The following is a 15528-nucleotide window of genomic DNA, read 5'->3' as shown; positions in this document are numbered from 1 at the left end:
ATCAGTCGTCTTCGTCGTGCGGCACGCTTACCTTGCCGCCGATATCGCTATGCGTGACATCGCCGCTGCCCTTGGCGCCGACGATGAAATTGCCTCGCACATCTTTGACGACCAAGTCGCCTGAACCGATCGTGCTGACATTCACGCTGCCGCCGACATGTTCCAGCGTCACATCGCCGGAGCCGACGGTACCGATGGTGGCGTCCCGTTGAATGCTGCGTGCGCGCACGTCGCCGGATCCTACCGAACCGACGTGCAAGCTGCCGACGTCGGACAACTCGATATCGCCCGAGCCGCTCGTAATCGACACGTCGCCGCTGATGTGATTGACGTGCAGATCGCCCGAGCCGGTTTGCGCGTTCAATTGCGCCAAGCCGCTGACGTAGGCGTCGCCCGAGCCTGTATTGAGCGTGACGGGCATGTTCGCGGGTAGCTGCGCCTGCAAATCCAGATATTCGTACGAGACGCCAAAGACGCCCACATTGAACGAATGATGGCTGCCGACTTCGATGATGAGCTGGTCGCCTTCGCGATGCGAGGTGACTTGCAGGTTATCCAGCGCCGATTGCGAGGAGGCGCAGGCGCGACCGGTGATTTGCAGGCCGCCGCTGTTGTTGCCGCCAACCAAATGCAGGTCGTGACTGTGCAATTCGATTTGCACGCCGCGTACGCCAGCAAGGTTGTCTTGCAGGTTTCGGGGTGCGCTGTAACGACATTCCCCCGCGGCGGCAGCCAGCGGCAGGGTGAGTAAGGCCAGCAAGACGAGGGCGTGACGCATAGAAAGATCTCCGGGCAGTGTTCGAAAGTCTTAGATGCGAGGTCTGGCGATTTGGTTGAAATGGCCTGACGCAATAATCCCCGCTGGTCGCGAGGTTGGCCCCTCACCCCAACCCTCTCCCCGGAGGGGAGAGGGGGTAAAACCGCTACGGCTCTTCGGCTTTCGCTCGCAGCCAGAGCGCTTCCTGCTCGGCCAGGTTCAGCGCGGACAGCGGCTTGCCGTCCTGCGCGGTCAGCTGCTCCATCCGCCGGAACCGCCGTTCGAACTTGGCGTTGGCGTGCTTGAGTGCGCGGGCGAAATCCACCTTGGCGTGACGGGCCAGGTTGACGGCGACGAACAGCACGTCACCGATCTCGTCCTCCAAACGGGAGGCGTCGGCGCCGGCCTGGAATTCGGCATCCACCTCGGCCAGTTCTTCGTGCAGCTTGGCGATCACCGGCCGATGGTCGGGCCAGTCGAAACCCACGGTGGCGGCGCGCTGCTGAAGCTTCTGGGCGCGCTGCCATTCCGGCTGCCCGCGCGACACGCCGGCCAGCACGCTCTCGTCGTGAGCGGCGCCTTTCTCGGCGCGCTCGCTGGCTTTGATCTCGTCCCAGGCGCGCTTTTGCTCGTCCAGGTCGGCGTAGGTGACATCCCCAAAAACATGCGGGTGACGGCGCAACATTTTTTCGCTGATCGCGTGCGCGACGTCGTCGAAATCGAACAGCCCCTGCTCTTGCGCCATCTGCGCGTGAAAAACCACCTGCAACAGAAGATCGCCTAGTTCGTCGCGCAGATCGTGCCAATCCTGGCGATCGATCGCGTCGGCGACTTCGTAGGCTTCCTCGACGGTGTAAGGCGCGATGGTGCTGAAATCCTGCTTCACATCCCACGGGCAACCGCGTTGCGGATCGCGCAGGCGCGCCATGATGGCGAGCAGGTCCGCCAGACTGTGGCGCGTGGCCGTGCTCACGGCAGGCCCGCTTCGCGCAAGCGCGCCGCCCAGTCGATATCGACGTCGCCGACAGCCAGGAATTCCGGATTGATCAGCGATTCGCCGCGGTTGTAATGCAGCGGTTTGCCGGTGAGATCGAGCACGGCGCCGCCCGCTTCTTCCAGTACGCATTGCGCCGCTGCGGTATCCCATTCGCTGGTGGGGCCACGACGCAGATAGACATCCGCCGCGCCGCGCGCGATCAGACAGAACTTGAGCGACGAACCGAGTGCGTGCAGTTGATATTCATCACCCAGCAAACGGCGCAGCGTGATTTCCGCCGAACCGCCGTGCGAGCGACTTCCAGCAGCGACCGGCGGGTTAGCCAAACCGCGCGTGGAAATGCGCTCCCACTCGCCGCCTTCCTGCACTTGCCACCATGCGCCGTGCCCGCGCGCAGCGGCAAACAATTCTTCCGTCACCGGCGCCAACACCACGCCCAACACCGGCTTGCCGTCGTCGATCAACGCAATATTGACCGTGAATTCGCCGTTGCGCTTGACGAATTCGCGCGTGCCGTCGAGCGGATCGACGAGCCAATAACGCGACCATTCGCGACGCTGCTCCCACGGCAGCTGACTCGCTTCCTCCGACACCACCGGCAACGGCGGATCGATCTTCGCCAAACCTTCGGCGATGACGCTTTGCGCGGCGAGGTCCGCGGCGGTGAGCGGCGAGCGGTCGTCTTTCAATTCGACGTCGAAATCTTCGCGATAGATCGCCATGATGGCGTCGCCGGCGCGGCGCGCAAGCAAGCCAATATCGAGCAACAAGCTGTGGTTGGGTGTATCGCTCACGTTCGTTTCAAGCGTCCGGCAAGGTATTCGCGCGCCATAAACAGCGCGGCGATGGAACGGCCTTCGGTGACATCGTCGCGCGAGACCAAGGTATGCAATTCGGAGAGTTTCCAGGGAACGACTTCAAGCGGCTCAGGCTCGTCGCCAGGCAGACGTTCGGGATACAGATCCTGCGCCAGCACCACGTGCGCCATATGCGTCATATACGACGGCGACAACGAGAGGTTATGCAGGATGGTGAGCTTGCGCGCGCCGTAGCCGACTTCTTCTTTCAGCTCGCGGTCGGCGCCCTGCTCGACCGTTTCGTCTTGATCGAGACGACCTTTTGGCAAGCCGAGTTCGTAACGTCCCACGCCGGCGCCGTATTCGCGGATCAGCAATACGGTATCGTCGTCCTGCATCGGCACGATGATCACCGCGCCCAAACCGTGCGCTTTGAGGCGTTCGTAAGTGCGGTGCTCGCCGTTGGAAAACTCCAGATCCAACTGCTCGACGCGCAGAAAGCTGCTGGTGTCGAGATCGCGCGTGGCATGGATGATGGGATAGCGTGGCATCTTGGGGATTGTACCTTGTGTCAGTGACCGCCCGACGAACCTAGCCGCTGCAAGGCTTGCGCGTGGATTGCCGCAGTGCCGGCAAGCACGCTGCGCGTGTCGAGATTCAGAGGCTTGCCTTCCAGATCGGTGAACACGCCACCGGCTTCGCGCACGATCACGGCAAGCGCGGCGATATCGAGAATGTTCACATCCGATTCGATCACCAGATCTAGGCCGCCGCGCGCAAGCAGGTGGTAGTGGCAGAAATCGCCGTAGCCACGGATGCGGTTGCTGTCGCGAATCATCGCCCCGAGCGCCTCCCAGCGTGCGTCGCACGTCAACGTTTTGATGTTGCCAGTCGAAATCGATGCCTGCGCCATCTCCGTGGTGGACGCTACCTTCACGCGTTCGCCGTTGAACCACGTGCCACCACCTGCACTTGCCCACATGATCTCGCCATAGATCGGCGCGCTCGATACACCCAGCACCAATTCGCCGCGATGCATCAGCGCAATCTGCGTGGAGAAAAACGGCGTGCGCCGCACGAAACTTTTGGTGCCGTCCAACGGATCGACCAGCCACAGCAGACCGTCGCGATCGCCGTCCAAACCGAACTCCTCGCCGTAAATCGCAGCGTCCGGTAACGCGGAAGCAAGGATCGCGCGAATCGCCTGCTCGGCTTCGCGATCGGCAATTGTCACCGGCGTGGCGTCGGATTTGATCTCCACATCCACGCCGCGATGCCAGTAGTGGCGAATGATGTCGGCGGCCGCTTCCGCTGCGTCGCGCGCGGCTTTTAGCGCCGCATCCCATCGTTGATCGTTCATGATTTCCCTGGTGCAGCGTTCAATTGGGCCAAACCGCCACGATAGCGGAGTTCGAGCGTGCCGTCCGCTTTCGGCGTGCCGAAGCTGTGCAACCAGCGCAGCAAGGCCGGATCGCGGTTACGTGGCTTGAGGTTTATTTCCATATCCCAGCCGAGAGGACTCAAAGATAGCCGTCCAGCCGTCCGCAGTGGACCGCTGCTGTCGTCGTGAAGCGATGCCTGGATGACGCCTGATTGGCCTTGGATATCCAGCAACATCGTCCCTAGCGGCACGTCGCCATGCGTGGTGTGCAGGGACGCTTGGGACCACGTACCGCTGGCATCGATCTGCATGGGCCAGCCGCTCTGCAATTGCGCCTTGGATAGATGCAAATCCATCCGACCTTGCGGCTGTCCCCGCAACCAGGGCTGCATGCCGAGCATCGCCATGTCCACTTGCACGTCGACGTGGCTGAAATCCGTTCGCGTGGCGGAAATGCGATGCATATGCCCACTCACGTGCAACGGTGGTTGATGCACGTCCACATCAAGCCGGATATCTCCGAACAGGGCGCGTCGAGAAAGTGTCCAGGCGACGCTGTCGAGATTCGTCCCGCCAGCCACCGAAACCCGCTCTGCATGCCCTTGCCAGAGCGTTCCGCTGACTTGCTCGAACTGCACTCCACGCCACTGGGATTCCACCAGAGGCAAGGCCAGGCGCGCCGGCATAAACCACACCAGCAACCCCATGGCGAGCGCGCCAGCTACCAGAACCGCAAGCCAACGCTTCATTTAACCGCTAAATCCAATACGAGACCCTCCGATGCTTGAGCAGCACCGCTGCTACCCCGATCATAGCCGGATGACCGATCACCCCGACGCCAACGCCGCCCTCGCCCAACGCGACCTCCGCCATATCTGGCACCCCTGCACCCAGATGCACGATCACGAGCACGTGCCGATGGTGCCCATCGTCCGCGGCGAAGGCCCGTGGCTGATCGACGCGCAAGGACGGCGCTATCTGGATGGCATCAGTTCCTGGTGGACCAACTTGTTCGGCCATGCGAATCCGCGTATCGCCGCGGCACTGGCTGATCAGGCAAAAACGCTGGAACACGTGATTTTTGCCGGTTTCACGCACCCCGTCGCCATCGAGCTGGCCGAGCGGCTGGTGGACATCACTCCGCAAGGTTTGGACAAAGTTTTCTTCGCAGACAACGGCTCCGCCGCAATCGAAGTGGCGTTGAAGATGAGCTTTCACTATTGGCTCAATCAAGGTCACGGCGAAAAGACGCGCTTTATCGCGCTTACCGGCAGTTATCACGGCGAAACGCTCGGCGCGCTTTCGGTGAGCGACGTGGCGCTGTATCGCAAAACGTATGCGCCGTTGTTGCTCACACCGATTCTCGCGCCTTCGCCCGATACGTACGAAGGCGAGCCCGGCGAATCCCCTGAGCAAATCGCGACACGCCGTCTGGAGCAAATGCGCGAGCTGCTCGAACGTCACGCGCACGAGACGTGCGCGGTGATCGTCGAACCGCTGGTGCAATGCGCGGGCGGCATGCGCATCTATCACCCCAGTTATCTCAGCGGATTGCGCGCGCTGTGCGATCGCTACAACGTGCATTTGATCGCCGATGAAATCGCGGTGGGCTTCGGCCGTACCGGCACGATGTTCGCGTGCGAACAAGCGCGCATCGCGCCGGATTTCATGTGCCTGTCAAAAGGCTTGACGGGCGGCACGTTGCCGCTGTCGGTTGTGATGACGACGCAGCGTGTATACGACGCGTTCTATGCCGAATACAGCGCCGGCAAGGCGTTTCTGCATTCGCACAGCTATACCGGCAATCCGCTCGCGTGTCGCGCGGCGCTGGAAACGCTTGCGATCTTTCGCGACGAGCCCGTGCTCGAACGCAATCGCACGCTTGCAGCGCATCTGGCACGTCGCTTGGCGCCGCTGCGCGACCATCCGCACGTCGCCGACGTAAGGCAACAAGGCATGATCGCTGCGGTGGAATTAGTGGCCGACAAAGCGACGCGAAGTCCATTCCCCGCCGAAGAACGACGCGGTTTGCGCGTTTATCTTCATGGCTTGGAAAACGGCGCGTTGCTGCGGCCGCTAGGCAACATCGTCTACTTTATGCCGCCTTACGTGGTGACCGAGGCTGACATCGATCATCTTGTCGATGTGGCCATCGAGGGTATTGAGTACGCCGTTCGCGGGTAGATCCGCCATGCAAGACGATGAGTCGCTCCGGCTTTTGCCGGAGCGACTCACGCGACGCAAGCGTTGCGATCAGTAACCGTTTCCGCGCACTGCAATGGCCGGATCCAGCTTTTCCAGCGCCGGCCCCAGCCTCGTTTCGCCAGTCGCATCGATTTCCGACTTGTCGTATGAGCGGCCCGTAACGGGCAAACACCCGTCCTTTTTCGGCGGAATCAAGCTGCCGGTATCGCGTATGCAGTTGCGGTCGCCTGGCTTGATCGGCGAACGCGGTGCAGCCTTCGCGTGCGACGAGGCGTCGCTGGAAGGTTGATCGGCCGCAGGCGCGGATTGAGCATTGACCGACAGCGCCGTCGCCAACCCAAACGCCAGCGCGACAGCCGTTAACATCGACTTGGACATGGCAACCTCCTTGCTCGCGATTGGGGGAAAATAGCGAGCCTCCAAGGGTTAGACCATGCTGATACCAGGTTCGGTTCACTGCAAGCGCCAACGGTGAATTAGCCGTTCAGATGGCTGAATACCCGCCTCAACACGCGGTATGCTGAACAATCGTTGCGAATCGAAAGCTTATGCGTACAACCCGTATCCATATCGATCAACCGCTGGCGCAAACCGCCGAGCTGCCTTTGCCTGCGCAGGCCGCCGAGCACGTCGCGCGCGTGCTACGCATGAACGCCGGCGATACGCTGACCGTTTTCAACGGCGATGGTTACGACTACGCCGCCACGCTGATCAGCGTCGGCAAACGCGATGTGACGGTGCGCATCGACAGTCGCGAAGAAGTTGCGAACGAATCGCCGCTCAAACTTACGTTGGCGCAAGGTGTTGCGCGCGGCGAAAAGATGGATCTCATCGTGCAAAAGGCCACCGAGCTCGGCGTCGCCAGGATCGTACCGCTGTTCACGGAACGCTCCGAGGTGAAGCTCGATGCATCGCGCGCCGAAAAGCGCTTATTGCATTGGCGTGCAGTCGCCGCGAGCGCCTGCGAACAAAGCGGCCGTGTTCACGTGCCGGAGGTGACGGCGGCGCAGTCGTTGCAGTCGTGGCTGGAAAACCTGCCCAACGACGATGCGCAACGCATGGCGTTATTGCCAGAAGGCACGCTCCGTGCGCGCGACGTGCCGTTCGGCGTATCGGGTGGATTGCTGGTGGTCGGACCCGAAGGCGGTCTTGGCGATCGCGACGTTTCCGCGCTGCGCGATGCGGGATTCAAAGGCTTGCGGCTTGGCCCACGGATACTGCGCACGGAAACAGCGGGGCTCGCTGCGCTCGCGGCGTTGCAGGCGCTGCACGGCGATTTCTAGTCGCTTGAGGTTCGCCTCGGCAAATCGGCCGAGGCGACGATCGATCAGCTCGCTTGTGCGAGCAATTCGAAGACTTCGTTTTCGATCCCTTCGAGATCCGGAATCACGGCAATGTCATCGCGCACCAACACCTGCGCTTTCACACCGCGCGGCAACGGCTTGCCGTCGTGGGTGGGGATGATCAGTTCGGAGTTGAGCGTCGTCAGGCGCGGAAAGCCCTGCGTCAACACCGCGACGAACGGTAGATCGGCGTTATCGCCCAGCGCCTTGAGCACCGCCACGCGCACGCTGAGTTCCGCGTCGCCTTCCTGCGCACCCGCAAGCTTGGTAAACGAAATCAACGGCACGCGCCAACCGCGCCATGCGATGCGTCCCAGCAACCATTCAGGGGCACCTTCGACCGGCTCGGGCGTGGCGAGCGTAATCACTTCGGCCACGGTGGCGTTGGGCAGCAACAGACGCAGGTCGCCGACCGGCACCAGCACGCAGCGGATTTCGCGCGGCAGATCTTGTTCGCTCATTGGAAATCCTCCATCAGGCGTACCGCGAGCTCCTGCGGCGAGCCGGAAAAACTAGCCAGGCGTTCGGCCATCACGCCGTGGACCATGTCTGCGTAGTGATCGTTGGACGACGACTCCACCCACACCTGTCCACCGCGATCGTGAATCGCCTGGGCGCCGGCGACGGCGTCCGTCGCGTGACCCGCGAAAACAATCGCCAAAGCGTTGCGACCAAAAATGTTTGCCGCCATCGTGAAGCTGGTATCGATGGAGGGCGAATGTTCGTTCGTATCGTCGTTGGCCGCGTTGAGTTCGACACGGCCGTCGCGCGTAATGCGCACTTGCTGCCCGCGCGGCACAACCACGACTTCGCCGACGCGCGCGCGCATGCCCGCCGTAGCGACCTTCACCGGCAACGGGCAACTCGCGGTCAACGACGTGACGAGTTGTTCGGCGGCGCCATAGCCTTGGTGCTGCGTCAGCAGAATTGGCAATTTGAAGTCACCGGGCAGCGCAGCGAGAAACGACGCCAGCGACGCATCGCTATCGCGCGCGGCACCGATCACCAGCAGCCGTGCGAAAGCCGTATCCAATTCGTGCAGGCGCGTTTCGAACGCTTCGTAATCCTGCTTCGGCGCGATCGCTTCTTCGATCGATACCAGCTCCAGGCTCATACCGAGTTCGATCGGCGGGGGCGTGCCTTCCTCGTGTTCGATATTGGGCGCCAGATAGTCGGCGGCGCTTACTTTTTCGACGCCGAACGACTTCTTTTCCGTGGATGCAGGGGCGCTGGTCAAATGTTCTTCTTCGACAAAACCCCATTCCGGTGCGGAAGGGCCCGGGGTCTGTTGCGCCAACGATGCTTTTTCAATCGCCGGTGGCGTCACGTCCTCGTCCCACGAAGCGAGCGAGAGGTGATCGAGATTGATGTCGTATTCAGGCGTTTGAGCGCGAACAGGCTCGACGGGCGAAACAGGCGCTGCCTCTTCGACCGCCGCGGCTTCGACGCGTTCTTCTTCGCCGAAGTGCCCATCGTGCAGCGGCGCCAATTCGTCTTCCGCGCGATACTTCAGGCCGGAACCAAACTCGTGTTCGACATGGTCGGTGGCTTCCTGCGAAGCCAGCAACGCTTCCAATTCGGCGGCCAGTGTTTCTGATGTTTCAGCAGGCTGATCTTCCACGCCCTCCACCGAAGCGTTGGCAACAGCCGCTTCTTCAGCCGGATCCGACGCCATGATGGGCTCGGCATGCGGCTCGTCTTCGAGCGGTACGTCCGGCGTTTCCACCGCTTTCGCATTGTCTGGACGCGGTGGATCGATACTGTTGTGATTGAGCGCCTTGGCGGCCAAATGACGCGCCCAGCGCGCACGATCCCATCCATCCAGAGCGCGGCTCGCTTGCGCGTCGTTGAACACGACCGAGATATCGCCCTCGCCGATCAAATCGTAGATGCGGTCGAGTGCAGCGTCGTCCACAGAGTCGTCTAGATTGACCACCAGTACGTTGAGGCCAGCCTGTCGCAGGCTGGTTTCGTCGAAACTGCTGACCGGACCTTCATGCACGATCTTGGCACCATGCTCGGACAGCGCGGTGCGCAGATGACTACCCAGCTCAGCATCGTCGAACAGCAACGCTACCGCGATGAGTTGCTCACTCATTCACCGGCTCCTGCGCACGCTGTTCCAATACTTCGCTGATCTGAGCAAGCAGTTCGGCCTCTTGATACGGTTTGCCGAGGTAACGATCCACGCCGATGTTGAACGCGCGCTGGCGATGCTTTTCGCCGGTACGCGAGGTGATCATGATGATCGGCACATGACGCCAACGCGGATCGGCCTTCATCTGCTCGGCCAATTCGAAGCCGTCCATACGCGGCATTTCGATGTCGAGCAGCATCAGATTTGGTACGCGTTCGTGCAGTTTTTCCAACGCGTCCAGACCGTCCTTCGCGGTTTCCACTTCGTAGTCGTGGCGTTCGAGCACGCGGCCGGTGACTTTGCGCATAGTGATCGAATCGTCGACCACCATGACCAGCGGATGCACGCGCTCTTCTTCGAACGCCGGCGCGATCGTGGCGTGATCGACACCTTCCGCCAGACGCTTTTCGCGACGCGCCAGACCGTGACGCACCAGCGGCGCCAGATCCAGAATCACCAGCACCGAACCGTCGCCCATGATGGTGGCGCCGAGAATGCCGGGCACCGAACTCACCTGCGGACCGACGGACTTCACCACGATTTCGCGCGAACCGATCACCGCGTCGATGCGAATGGCGGCGCGCAGATCGCCTGATCGCGTCAGGAGCAGAGGAAGTTGTTCTTCGTCGCCCGCGAAGCCGGATGCCAGACCCAGCAATTCGGAAAGATCGTAGATGCCGTAGTCTTCGCCGTTGTATTCGAAGCGCGGGTTTTCCTCGCTCATGCGCTGCGCCAGCTCGTCGGGGCTGATGCGCGCGACGCCTTGCACCGACGTCATCGGAATCGCGAACGACGACTCACCGATACGCACCAGGATCGCCTGCGTCACCGCGAGGGTGAACGGCAAGCGCAACACGAAGGTGGTACCTGCGCCTTGCAACGATTCGATGGCGAGCGAGCCACCGAGCGACTTGATCTCGTTGGCCACCACGTCCATGCCCACACCGCGACCGGCGAGCTGCGTGACGGTGCTGGCGGTGGAGAAACCGGTCTGCGTGATCAGCGCGAGCAACTGGTCGTCGCTCAGACGCGTTTCGTGACGCAGCAGGCCGCGTTCGATGGCGCGATTGCGAATGGCCTCGCGGTCGAGGCCGCGGCCGTCGTCGCTGACGCGCACCACCACCTCGGTGGATTCGCGCGCAACGCGAATGCGCACGGCGCCTTCTTCGGATTTGCCGGCTTTACGGCGATCCTTCGGTTTTTCGATACCGTGCGCGACGGCGTTGCGCAGCATGTGCTCGAACGGCGCCTTGATGCGGTCGAGCAGGTTGCGATCCATTTCGCCGTGCGCGCCTTCCACGTACAACTGCGCGCTCTTGCCTTCTTCCTGCGCGGCCTGACGCAGCGTACGACGCAGGTTCGGCACCATAGTGTCGAACGGCAACATGCGTGTGCGCAGCAAACCTTCCTGCAGTTCCGAACTCACGCGCGACTGCTGAATCAGCAGCGTTTCCGCCTGACGGGTGAGCTCGTCGAGCATGCTTTGAATCGACACAAGGTCGGATACCGACTCGGCCAGCGCGCGCGAGTACTGCTGCAATTGCGAGAAGCGGTCGAGTTCGAGCGGATCGAACACGCCGATGCCGGCCTCGCGGTGTTCGCGCTGGAAGCGCGCGATGATCTGCGCTTCGGTTTCGATTTCGAGCATGCGCAGCTGACTGCGCAGACGCGACACCGTTTGTTCCAGTTCGACCAGGTTGAAGCGATAGGCCGAAACCTGCTGCTCCAGGCGCGAGCGATAAATCGCCACCTCGCCCGCGTTGTTGACGAGGTTGTCGAGCAGATCGGCGCGTACGCGGATCTGTTCCTGCGCGGTGCGTGCGTTTTCTTCCGGCTGCAGTTCGTCGTCGTCGGGCAGCAGCGACGGCAATTCCACCGGAGCGATCGGTTCCGCGCCGGCCGCAGGGGCGGGCGCTTCGGCAGCAGGCGTTCTCGCTGCGCGCTCGTCGCTTTGCAAGCGATCGATCATGTTCTGCGGATACGCAATCGCCTTGCCTTGCGATACGCGCTGAACCAAACCGTGCATCTGGTCGAACGCCGCTTCGAGCGTACCGATCAGCGGAACGGTGCGCTGCGGATCGATGCCCTGCGAACGTTCAAGCAAACTTTCGATGGCGTGGCTGAGGTCGCCCACCGGCGTGACGCCTGCGATACGCGCGCCACCCTTGAGTGTGTGCAACGCACGCAACAGACCCGCCATATGCGAAACATCGGCCGGTTCGGCGTGCCACTTCGCCAGCACACCGTCGGCGTCGTCGAGAATTTCACGCGCTTCTTCGCTGAAAATTTCCAGCAAGTCCGGATCGATGTGGCTGAAGCTCATTAGTTCGCCGGCCGGGACGTATTCGGCTACTTCCGGCACAACGTCTTCGGCGACGACCTCTTCCTGATGCGGCTCTTCGTGATGCGGGGCTTCGGCTGCAGGGGCTTCGGCGACTTCTTCGGCCTCGGGCGCTGCAGTCGTTTCTTCGACGTGCGCTTCTTCGTGCGCGGCGGGTTCTTCCACCGGCGCTTCGTGCAGTTCTTCGATCGACTCGTTGGCCGCTACATGGTCGACATCCAACAGATGCTCGACCGGAGCAGGCGTTTCGGCCGATTCGACCGACTCGTCGTTCGCGTGCTGTTCCGGCTCCAGCGCTTCAAGGCTGGCAAGCAGGGCGGCGAACTCATCGTCTTCGGCGCTGGGTTCGTGCGCACGATGCTGTTCGACCGGCGCGTCCTCGCCCTGCTCTTCGGCTTTCAGCGCATCGAGCAGTTCGGCGGTGTAGTCGTCGGTTGCCGGCGCTTCTGCGAATTCTTCAACCTCCGGCAACGCAGGTTCGGACGGTTCGTGGCTGTGCACCTCGGCCGGGGGCTCGAACGACGCGGGCTCTTCGGCGTGCGGTTCGAACACCACGTGCGCCATCTGCGGTTCGGGCTGATGGTCGCGCAATTCGGTAAGGCGCGCGATCAGTGCGGACGCATCCGGCAACTGCGGATGCGGCGCATCGAATTGCGCCATCACTTCGTCCACCACGTCCGCGCTTTGCTGCAGCAAGCGCACACCTTCGATGGAGAGCGGCTGCGCGGCGGCGCGCAGACGCTTGAGCAAACTTTCCAGCGGCGAGAGCAGCTGAATCAGCAGCGGAATGTCGACCATCGCGATGGCGCCGTGCAAGGTGTGCACGGCACGCAGCAAGCCGTCTTCGACCGGCAGCTCGCCTTCGGCGAACATGACGGCGTTGCGGATCGTCTGCAGATACTGCGCGACTTCGCTGCGCAGAATTTCCAGCAACACCAGATCGACCGGCGGCAATACCGGCGCTTCGATGGTCTCGGCGATATGCACCGGCTCCGGCGCGGGCTGTGCGGCCGCCACGGAGTGATCGGTATGCGTCGCGACCGGAATCAGCTCGGCCGACGTGCGCGGCACGCGACGGCGCACCGTATGACGGATGGTCTGCATGCCGCTGGCGGAAACGAACTGCTCCACACTCGCCTGCTCGCCGGCGGATAGCTGATCGGCGGCTTGCATGATGGCGCTGAGCGGCGCGGTCGGCAGCGTGCCGTCGCGCAACATGGCGTGAAGCTGCGGCAAGGCTTCGATGGCGTGACCGATCAGCGCCTGCACACCTTCGTGCGGTTGGATGGTGCCATCGAGCACGCGGTTGAGCATGTTCTCCACGCGCCAGGCGAATTCGCCCAGCACGCTGGCGCCGACGAGTCGGCCCGAGCCCTTCAGCGTATGGAACGAACGACGGATAGGCGTGAGTTCGGCCAGCTGCGTCGAATCGGCCAGCCACGCTTGCTGTCCGTGACGCAGATTGCCGATTTCTTCCTGCATTTCTTCCAGGAATATCTCGCGGATATCGTCGTCGATGCCTTCCGTGCTGGCCTGGAAGCCGGCCGTCGCGGCAAGCGGATCGATGCCGGAAACCTGTTCTTCGATTTCCTCTTCGATCTCCACCCAATCGTGGGCGTCGTGCGTTTCCTCGACGTCGAACGCGTGAGCGTGCGATTCGGTTTCGACCAGATGCAGGCCGGTGACATCGTGCGCGGCCGGGGCGATCGATTCGTTGCCGCCGACAAACAACGCGGTTGCGTCTTCGCCATGCGCGACGGTGACCGATTCGTTGAGTACGGGCGCATGCGCTTCGACGTGTTCGTCGTGCTCGCGCTCGGGCGCCACTTTCGCCAGCGGAGGCGGCCAATAACCCAGGCCACCCAAGCTGTGCTCGGCAACATCCAGCACGTGATCGAGACCGCCGCGATGTTCGCGCGCGGCTTCGAGGTAATACTCCAACGCGGCGATCGCGTCGGCGAGCTGATCCATTTGCGCCGTGCTCGGAATGCGCTTGTCGATGCACAGCTCGTTGCCGATGAACCGGCCGACGCCTTCGGCAATCTGCGCGGAACGCGGCGACGTAAGCATGCGCATCGCGCCGGCCACTTCGTCCATGCATTCGGGCATGCCGGCGAGTTGATCGTGCTGCCAACCGGATTCGACGAAGGCGACGATGCCGTTCTTTACCTTGCCGGTGTTGGCGACGGCCTCGCTCATCAGCGTCGCCAGAATGTGCCGCGCTTCGCTACGCGGCAACATGGTCATGGCTTGTTCGTCGGTCGCCGTATTCTCCGCGCCGAGGCTTTCGATGTGATCGTCCAGCGACGCTTCGACATAGAGCAGCGCGCCGGCAACGTCGAGCAGCGAGTCCTCGTCGGGACTGCGCATGCGATTGGCGACTTCTTCCAGCACGCGACGCTGTTCGTTGATCACGCGACGCGGCACGTTGAGCGCAAGCATGCCAAGCGTGTCGCCGACGCGCTCGAGCACTTCGGCTTGCGTGCCCAGCTGCGCCGGATCGGCATCGCTTTGGCGCAGGAACAGATCGAGCGCTTCTTTCACGCGCAGCAAATCGTCCTTCAGCGCGCGCGCTACCGAATCGAGCAATGCGCGGTTGTGACCGGCCATGGAGCCGCGTGCGTGCTCCAGTTCGGTCGCATCGGGCATGAGGCTGTCGAGACTGTAGGTCTGCGCCAGTTGCACCATTTGCGGACTGCGCTGTTTGGATTGCGCAACGATGTACAGCAGCTTGCGGGCGAGATCGTCCGCGTCGCCGCCCTGCAGGCTGTCTTCGCCGTGCTCAAGCAACTGGCGGATGCTGCGATCGACGCGACCGATCAATTGGCGCACGTCGGCCGCGTAATTCTTGAGCATGCCCTGGTCGAGACCTTCCAGCACGCCTGCGGCGATCAACCACAAGCGGCGACCGGGAATGGTGACGCAGCGTGAGGCAATCGCATTGAGCGTATTGCGCATGCCGGCGAGCTGTTGCGAGCCGCCCTGGCCGCGGAACCACGCCAACAATTGTTGCTGGAAGCGCAACCGCAATTCGGCGATTTCGCTCTTGCGCTGATGCGCATCGCTGCTGACCGCGGCGACGGGTGCGTGCGGCGGAAGTTGCGCGTTGAGGTTGGGCGTGAACAGCGCCGATTCGCTCAACGCATCTTGTTCGCGACTGGCGCGCAATTCGTTGAGCAACGGCAGCAGCACCACCGGCACGTCGCGGTGTCCGCTGGAGAGGCGTTCGAGGTAGTCCGGCAGTTGCATCAGGCCGCGCATCAGCGCGGCGTAGGCGTCTTCGCGGTTGTGTACGTGGTCTTCGAGCAAGGAGATGGAGAGCGTTTCCATCTCTTCGGCGACCATCGCCGCGCCGTACAGCTCGACCATGCGCAAGGTGCCCTGCACTTGGTGCAAGTTATCTGCGCAGCGGCGCATAACGTCGCGGTCGCCTGGATTGTCCACGTAGGACTCCAGCGCCTGTCGCGCGAGCGCAAGCGTCTCGTCAAGCTCCGGCTTGACCCACTGCAGCGTGGTGAAATCGATGTGGTCTTGAAGTCTCATGCGCCCCCCTCAGCGGCTGTGTCCTTT

Annotated in this window: 12 protein-coding genes; 2 read left to right on the top strand and 10 right to left on the bottom strand. The window is 62.4% G+C overall.

The window, feature by feature from the left end; all coding sequences use genetic code 11:
• Position 1: 1 nt before the first annotated feature.
• The 6 genes from L0U79_RS07475 to L0U79_RS07450 form a co-directional block, all read right to left on the bottom strand.
• The gene (locus L0U79_RS07475) at positions 2-778 is read right to left on the bottom strand and encodes a DUF4097 family beta strand repeat-containing protein (protein WP_233841243.1); all 777 of its coding nucleotides are present in this window, start codon (positions 776-778) and stop codon (positions 2-4) included.
• Positions 779-923: 145 nt separating this feature from the next.
• On the bottom strand, positions 924-1730 hold the full coding sequence (gene mazG, locus L0U79_RS07470; protein WP_345778427.1) for a nucleoside triphosphate pyrophosphohydrolase: 807 nt from the start codon (positions 1728-1730) through the stop codon (positions 924-926).
• Complete coding sequence (cysQ, locus tag L0U79_RS07465; RefSeq protein ID WP_345778426.1) at positions 1727-2548, bottom strand: 3'(2'),5'-bisphosphate nucleotidase CysQ; 822 nt, start codon at positions 2546-2548, stop codon at positions 1727-1729. Before cysQ ends, mazG begins: the two co-directional genes overlap by 4 nt.
• Positions 2545-3102, bottom strand: coding sequence for an ADP compounds hydrolase NudE (gene nudE / locus L0U79_RS07460; protein WP_233841242.1), 558 nt, complete (start codon positions 3100-3102; stop codon positions 2545-2547). Before nudE ends, cysQ begins: the two co-directional genes overlap by 4 nt.
• Before the next feature lie 20 nt (positions 3103-3122).
• On the bottom strand, positions 3123-3911 hold the full coding sequence (locus L0U79_RS07455; protein WP_233841241.1) for an inositol monophosphatase family protein: 789 nt from the start codon (positions 3909-3911) through the stop codon (positions 3123-3125).
• Positions 3908-4681: a type II secretion system protein N gene (locus tag L0U79_RS07450; protein ID WP_233841240.1), complete on the bottom strand. Its 774-nt coding sequence runs from the start codon at positions 4679-4681 to the stop codon at positions 3908-3910. The genes L0U79_RS07455 and L0U79_RS07450 overlap by 4 nt, the downstream gene beginning before the upstream one ends.
• A gap of 70 nt (positions 4682-4751) precedes the next feature.
• On the opposite strand from L0U79_RS07450, the gene L0U79_RS07445 reads away from it, so the two are divergent.
• Positions 4752-6116, top strand: a complete 1365-nt coding sequence (locus L0U79_RS07445; protein ID WP_233843862.1) for an adenosylmethionine--8-amino-7-oxononanoate transaminase — start codon at positions 4752-4754, stop codon at positions 6114-6116.
• 69 nt (positions 6117-6185) lie between these two features.
• Here L0U79_RS07445 and L0U79_RS07440 read toward each other — a convergent pair whose 3' ends face one another.
• Positions 6186-6515, bottom strand: a complete 330-nt coding sequence (locus L0U79_RS07440) for a hypothetical protein (protein WP_233841239.1) — start codon at positions 6513-6515, stop codon at positions 6186-6188.
• A gap of 170 nt (positions 6516-6685) precedes the next feature.
• Between L0U79_RS07440 and L0U79_RS07435 the strand changes: the two genes are divergently transcribed.
• Positions 6686-7420: a 16S rRNA (uracil(1498)-N(3))-methyltransferase gene (locus tag L0U79_RS07435; protein WP_233841238.1), complete on the top strand. Its 735-nt coding sequence runs from the start codon at positions 6686-6688 to the stop codon at positions 7418-7420.
• 44 nt (positions 7421-7464) lie between these two features.
• Here L0U79_RS07435 and L0U79_RS07430 read toward each other — a convergent pair whose 3' ends face one another.
• From L0U79_RS07430 to L0U79_RS07420, 3 genes are read right to left on the bottom strand one after another with little or no spacing between them, the layout of a single operon-like run.
• Positions 7465-7941 carry a chemotaxis protein CheW gene (locus L0U79_RS07430; RefSeq protein ID WP_233841237.1) on the bottom strand — a complete coding sequence of 159 codons (477 nt, stop codon included), beginning with the start codon at positions 7939-7941 and terminating at the stop codon, positions 7465-7467.
• Positions 7938-9578 (bottom strand): chemotaxis protein CheB, encoded by a 1641-nt coding sequence (locus tag L0U79_RS07425; RefSeq protein ID WP_233841236.1) that lies wholly within the window; start codon positions 9576-9578, stop codon positions 7938-7940. The genes L0U79_RS07430 and L0U79_RS07425 overlap by 4 nt, the downstream gene beginning before the upstream one ends.
• Complete coding sequence (locus L0U79_RS07420) at positions 9571-15501, bottom strand: Hpt domain-containing protein (protein ID WP_233841235.1); 5931 nt, start codon at positions 15499-15501, stop codon at positions 9571-9573. The genes L0U79_RS07425 and L0U79_RS07420 overlap by 8 nt, the downstream gene beginning before the upstream one ends.
• Positions 15502-15528: the final 27 nt, after the last annotated feature.

This window comes from Dyella sp. 2HG41-7 (assembly GCF_021390675.1).
GTDB lineage: Bacteria > Pseudomonadota > Gammaproteobacteria > Xanthomonadales > Rhodanobacteraceae > Dyella_B.
Note: the sequence above shows the minus strand (reverse complement) of the source record. Positions and strands in the feature narration are given on the sequence as shown.

Excerpts from the sequence above, each read along its gene's own strand:
- L0U79_RS07475 (WP_233841243.1), bottom strand. The coding sequence starts at position 778 with ATGCGTCACGCCCTCGTCTTGCTGGCCTTACTCACCCTGCCGCTGGCT.
- nudE (WP_233841242.1), bottom strand. The coding sequence starts at position 3,102 with ATGCCACGCTATCCCATCATCCATGCCACGCGCGATCTCGACACCAGC.
- L0U79_RS07455 (WP_233841241.1), bottom strand. The coding sequence starts at position 3,911 with ATGAACGATCAACGATGGGATGCGGCGCTAAAAGCCGCGCGCGACGCA.
- L0U79_RS07450 (WP_233841240.1), bottom strand. The coding sequence starts at position 4,681 with ATGAAGCGTTGGCTTGCGGTTCTGGTAGCTGGCGCGCTCGCCATGGGG.
- L0U79_RS07445 (WP_233843862.1), top strand. The coding sequence starts at position 4,752 with ATGACCGATCACCCCGACGCCAACGCCGCCCTCGCCCAACGCGACCTC.
- L0U79_RS07440 (WP_233841239.1), bottom strand. The coding sequence starts at position 6,515 with ATGTCCAAGTCGATGTTAACGGCTGTCGCGCTGGCGTTTGGGTTGGCG.
- L0U79_RS07435 (WP_233841238.1), top strand. The coding sequence starts at position 6,686 with ATGCGTACAACCCGTATCCATATCGATCAACCGCTGGCGCAAACCGCC.
- L0U79_RS07430 (WP_233841237.1), bottom strand. The coding sequence starts at position 7,941 with ATGAGCGAACAAGATCTGCCGCGCGAAATCCGCTGCGTGCTGGTGCCG.
- L0U79_RS07425 (WP_233841236.1), bottom strand. The coding sequence starts at position 9,578 with ATGAGTGAGCAACTCATCGCGGTAGCGTTGCTGTTCGACGATGCTGAG.
- L0U79_RS07420 (WP_233841235.1), bottom strand. The coding sequence starts at position 15,501 with ATGAGACTTCAAGACCACATCGATTTCACCACGCTGCAGTGGGTCAAG.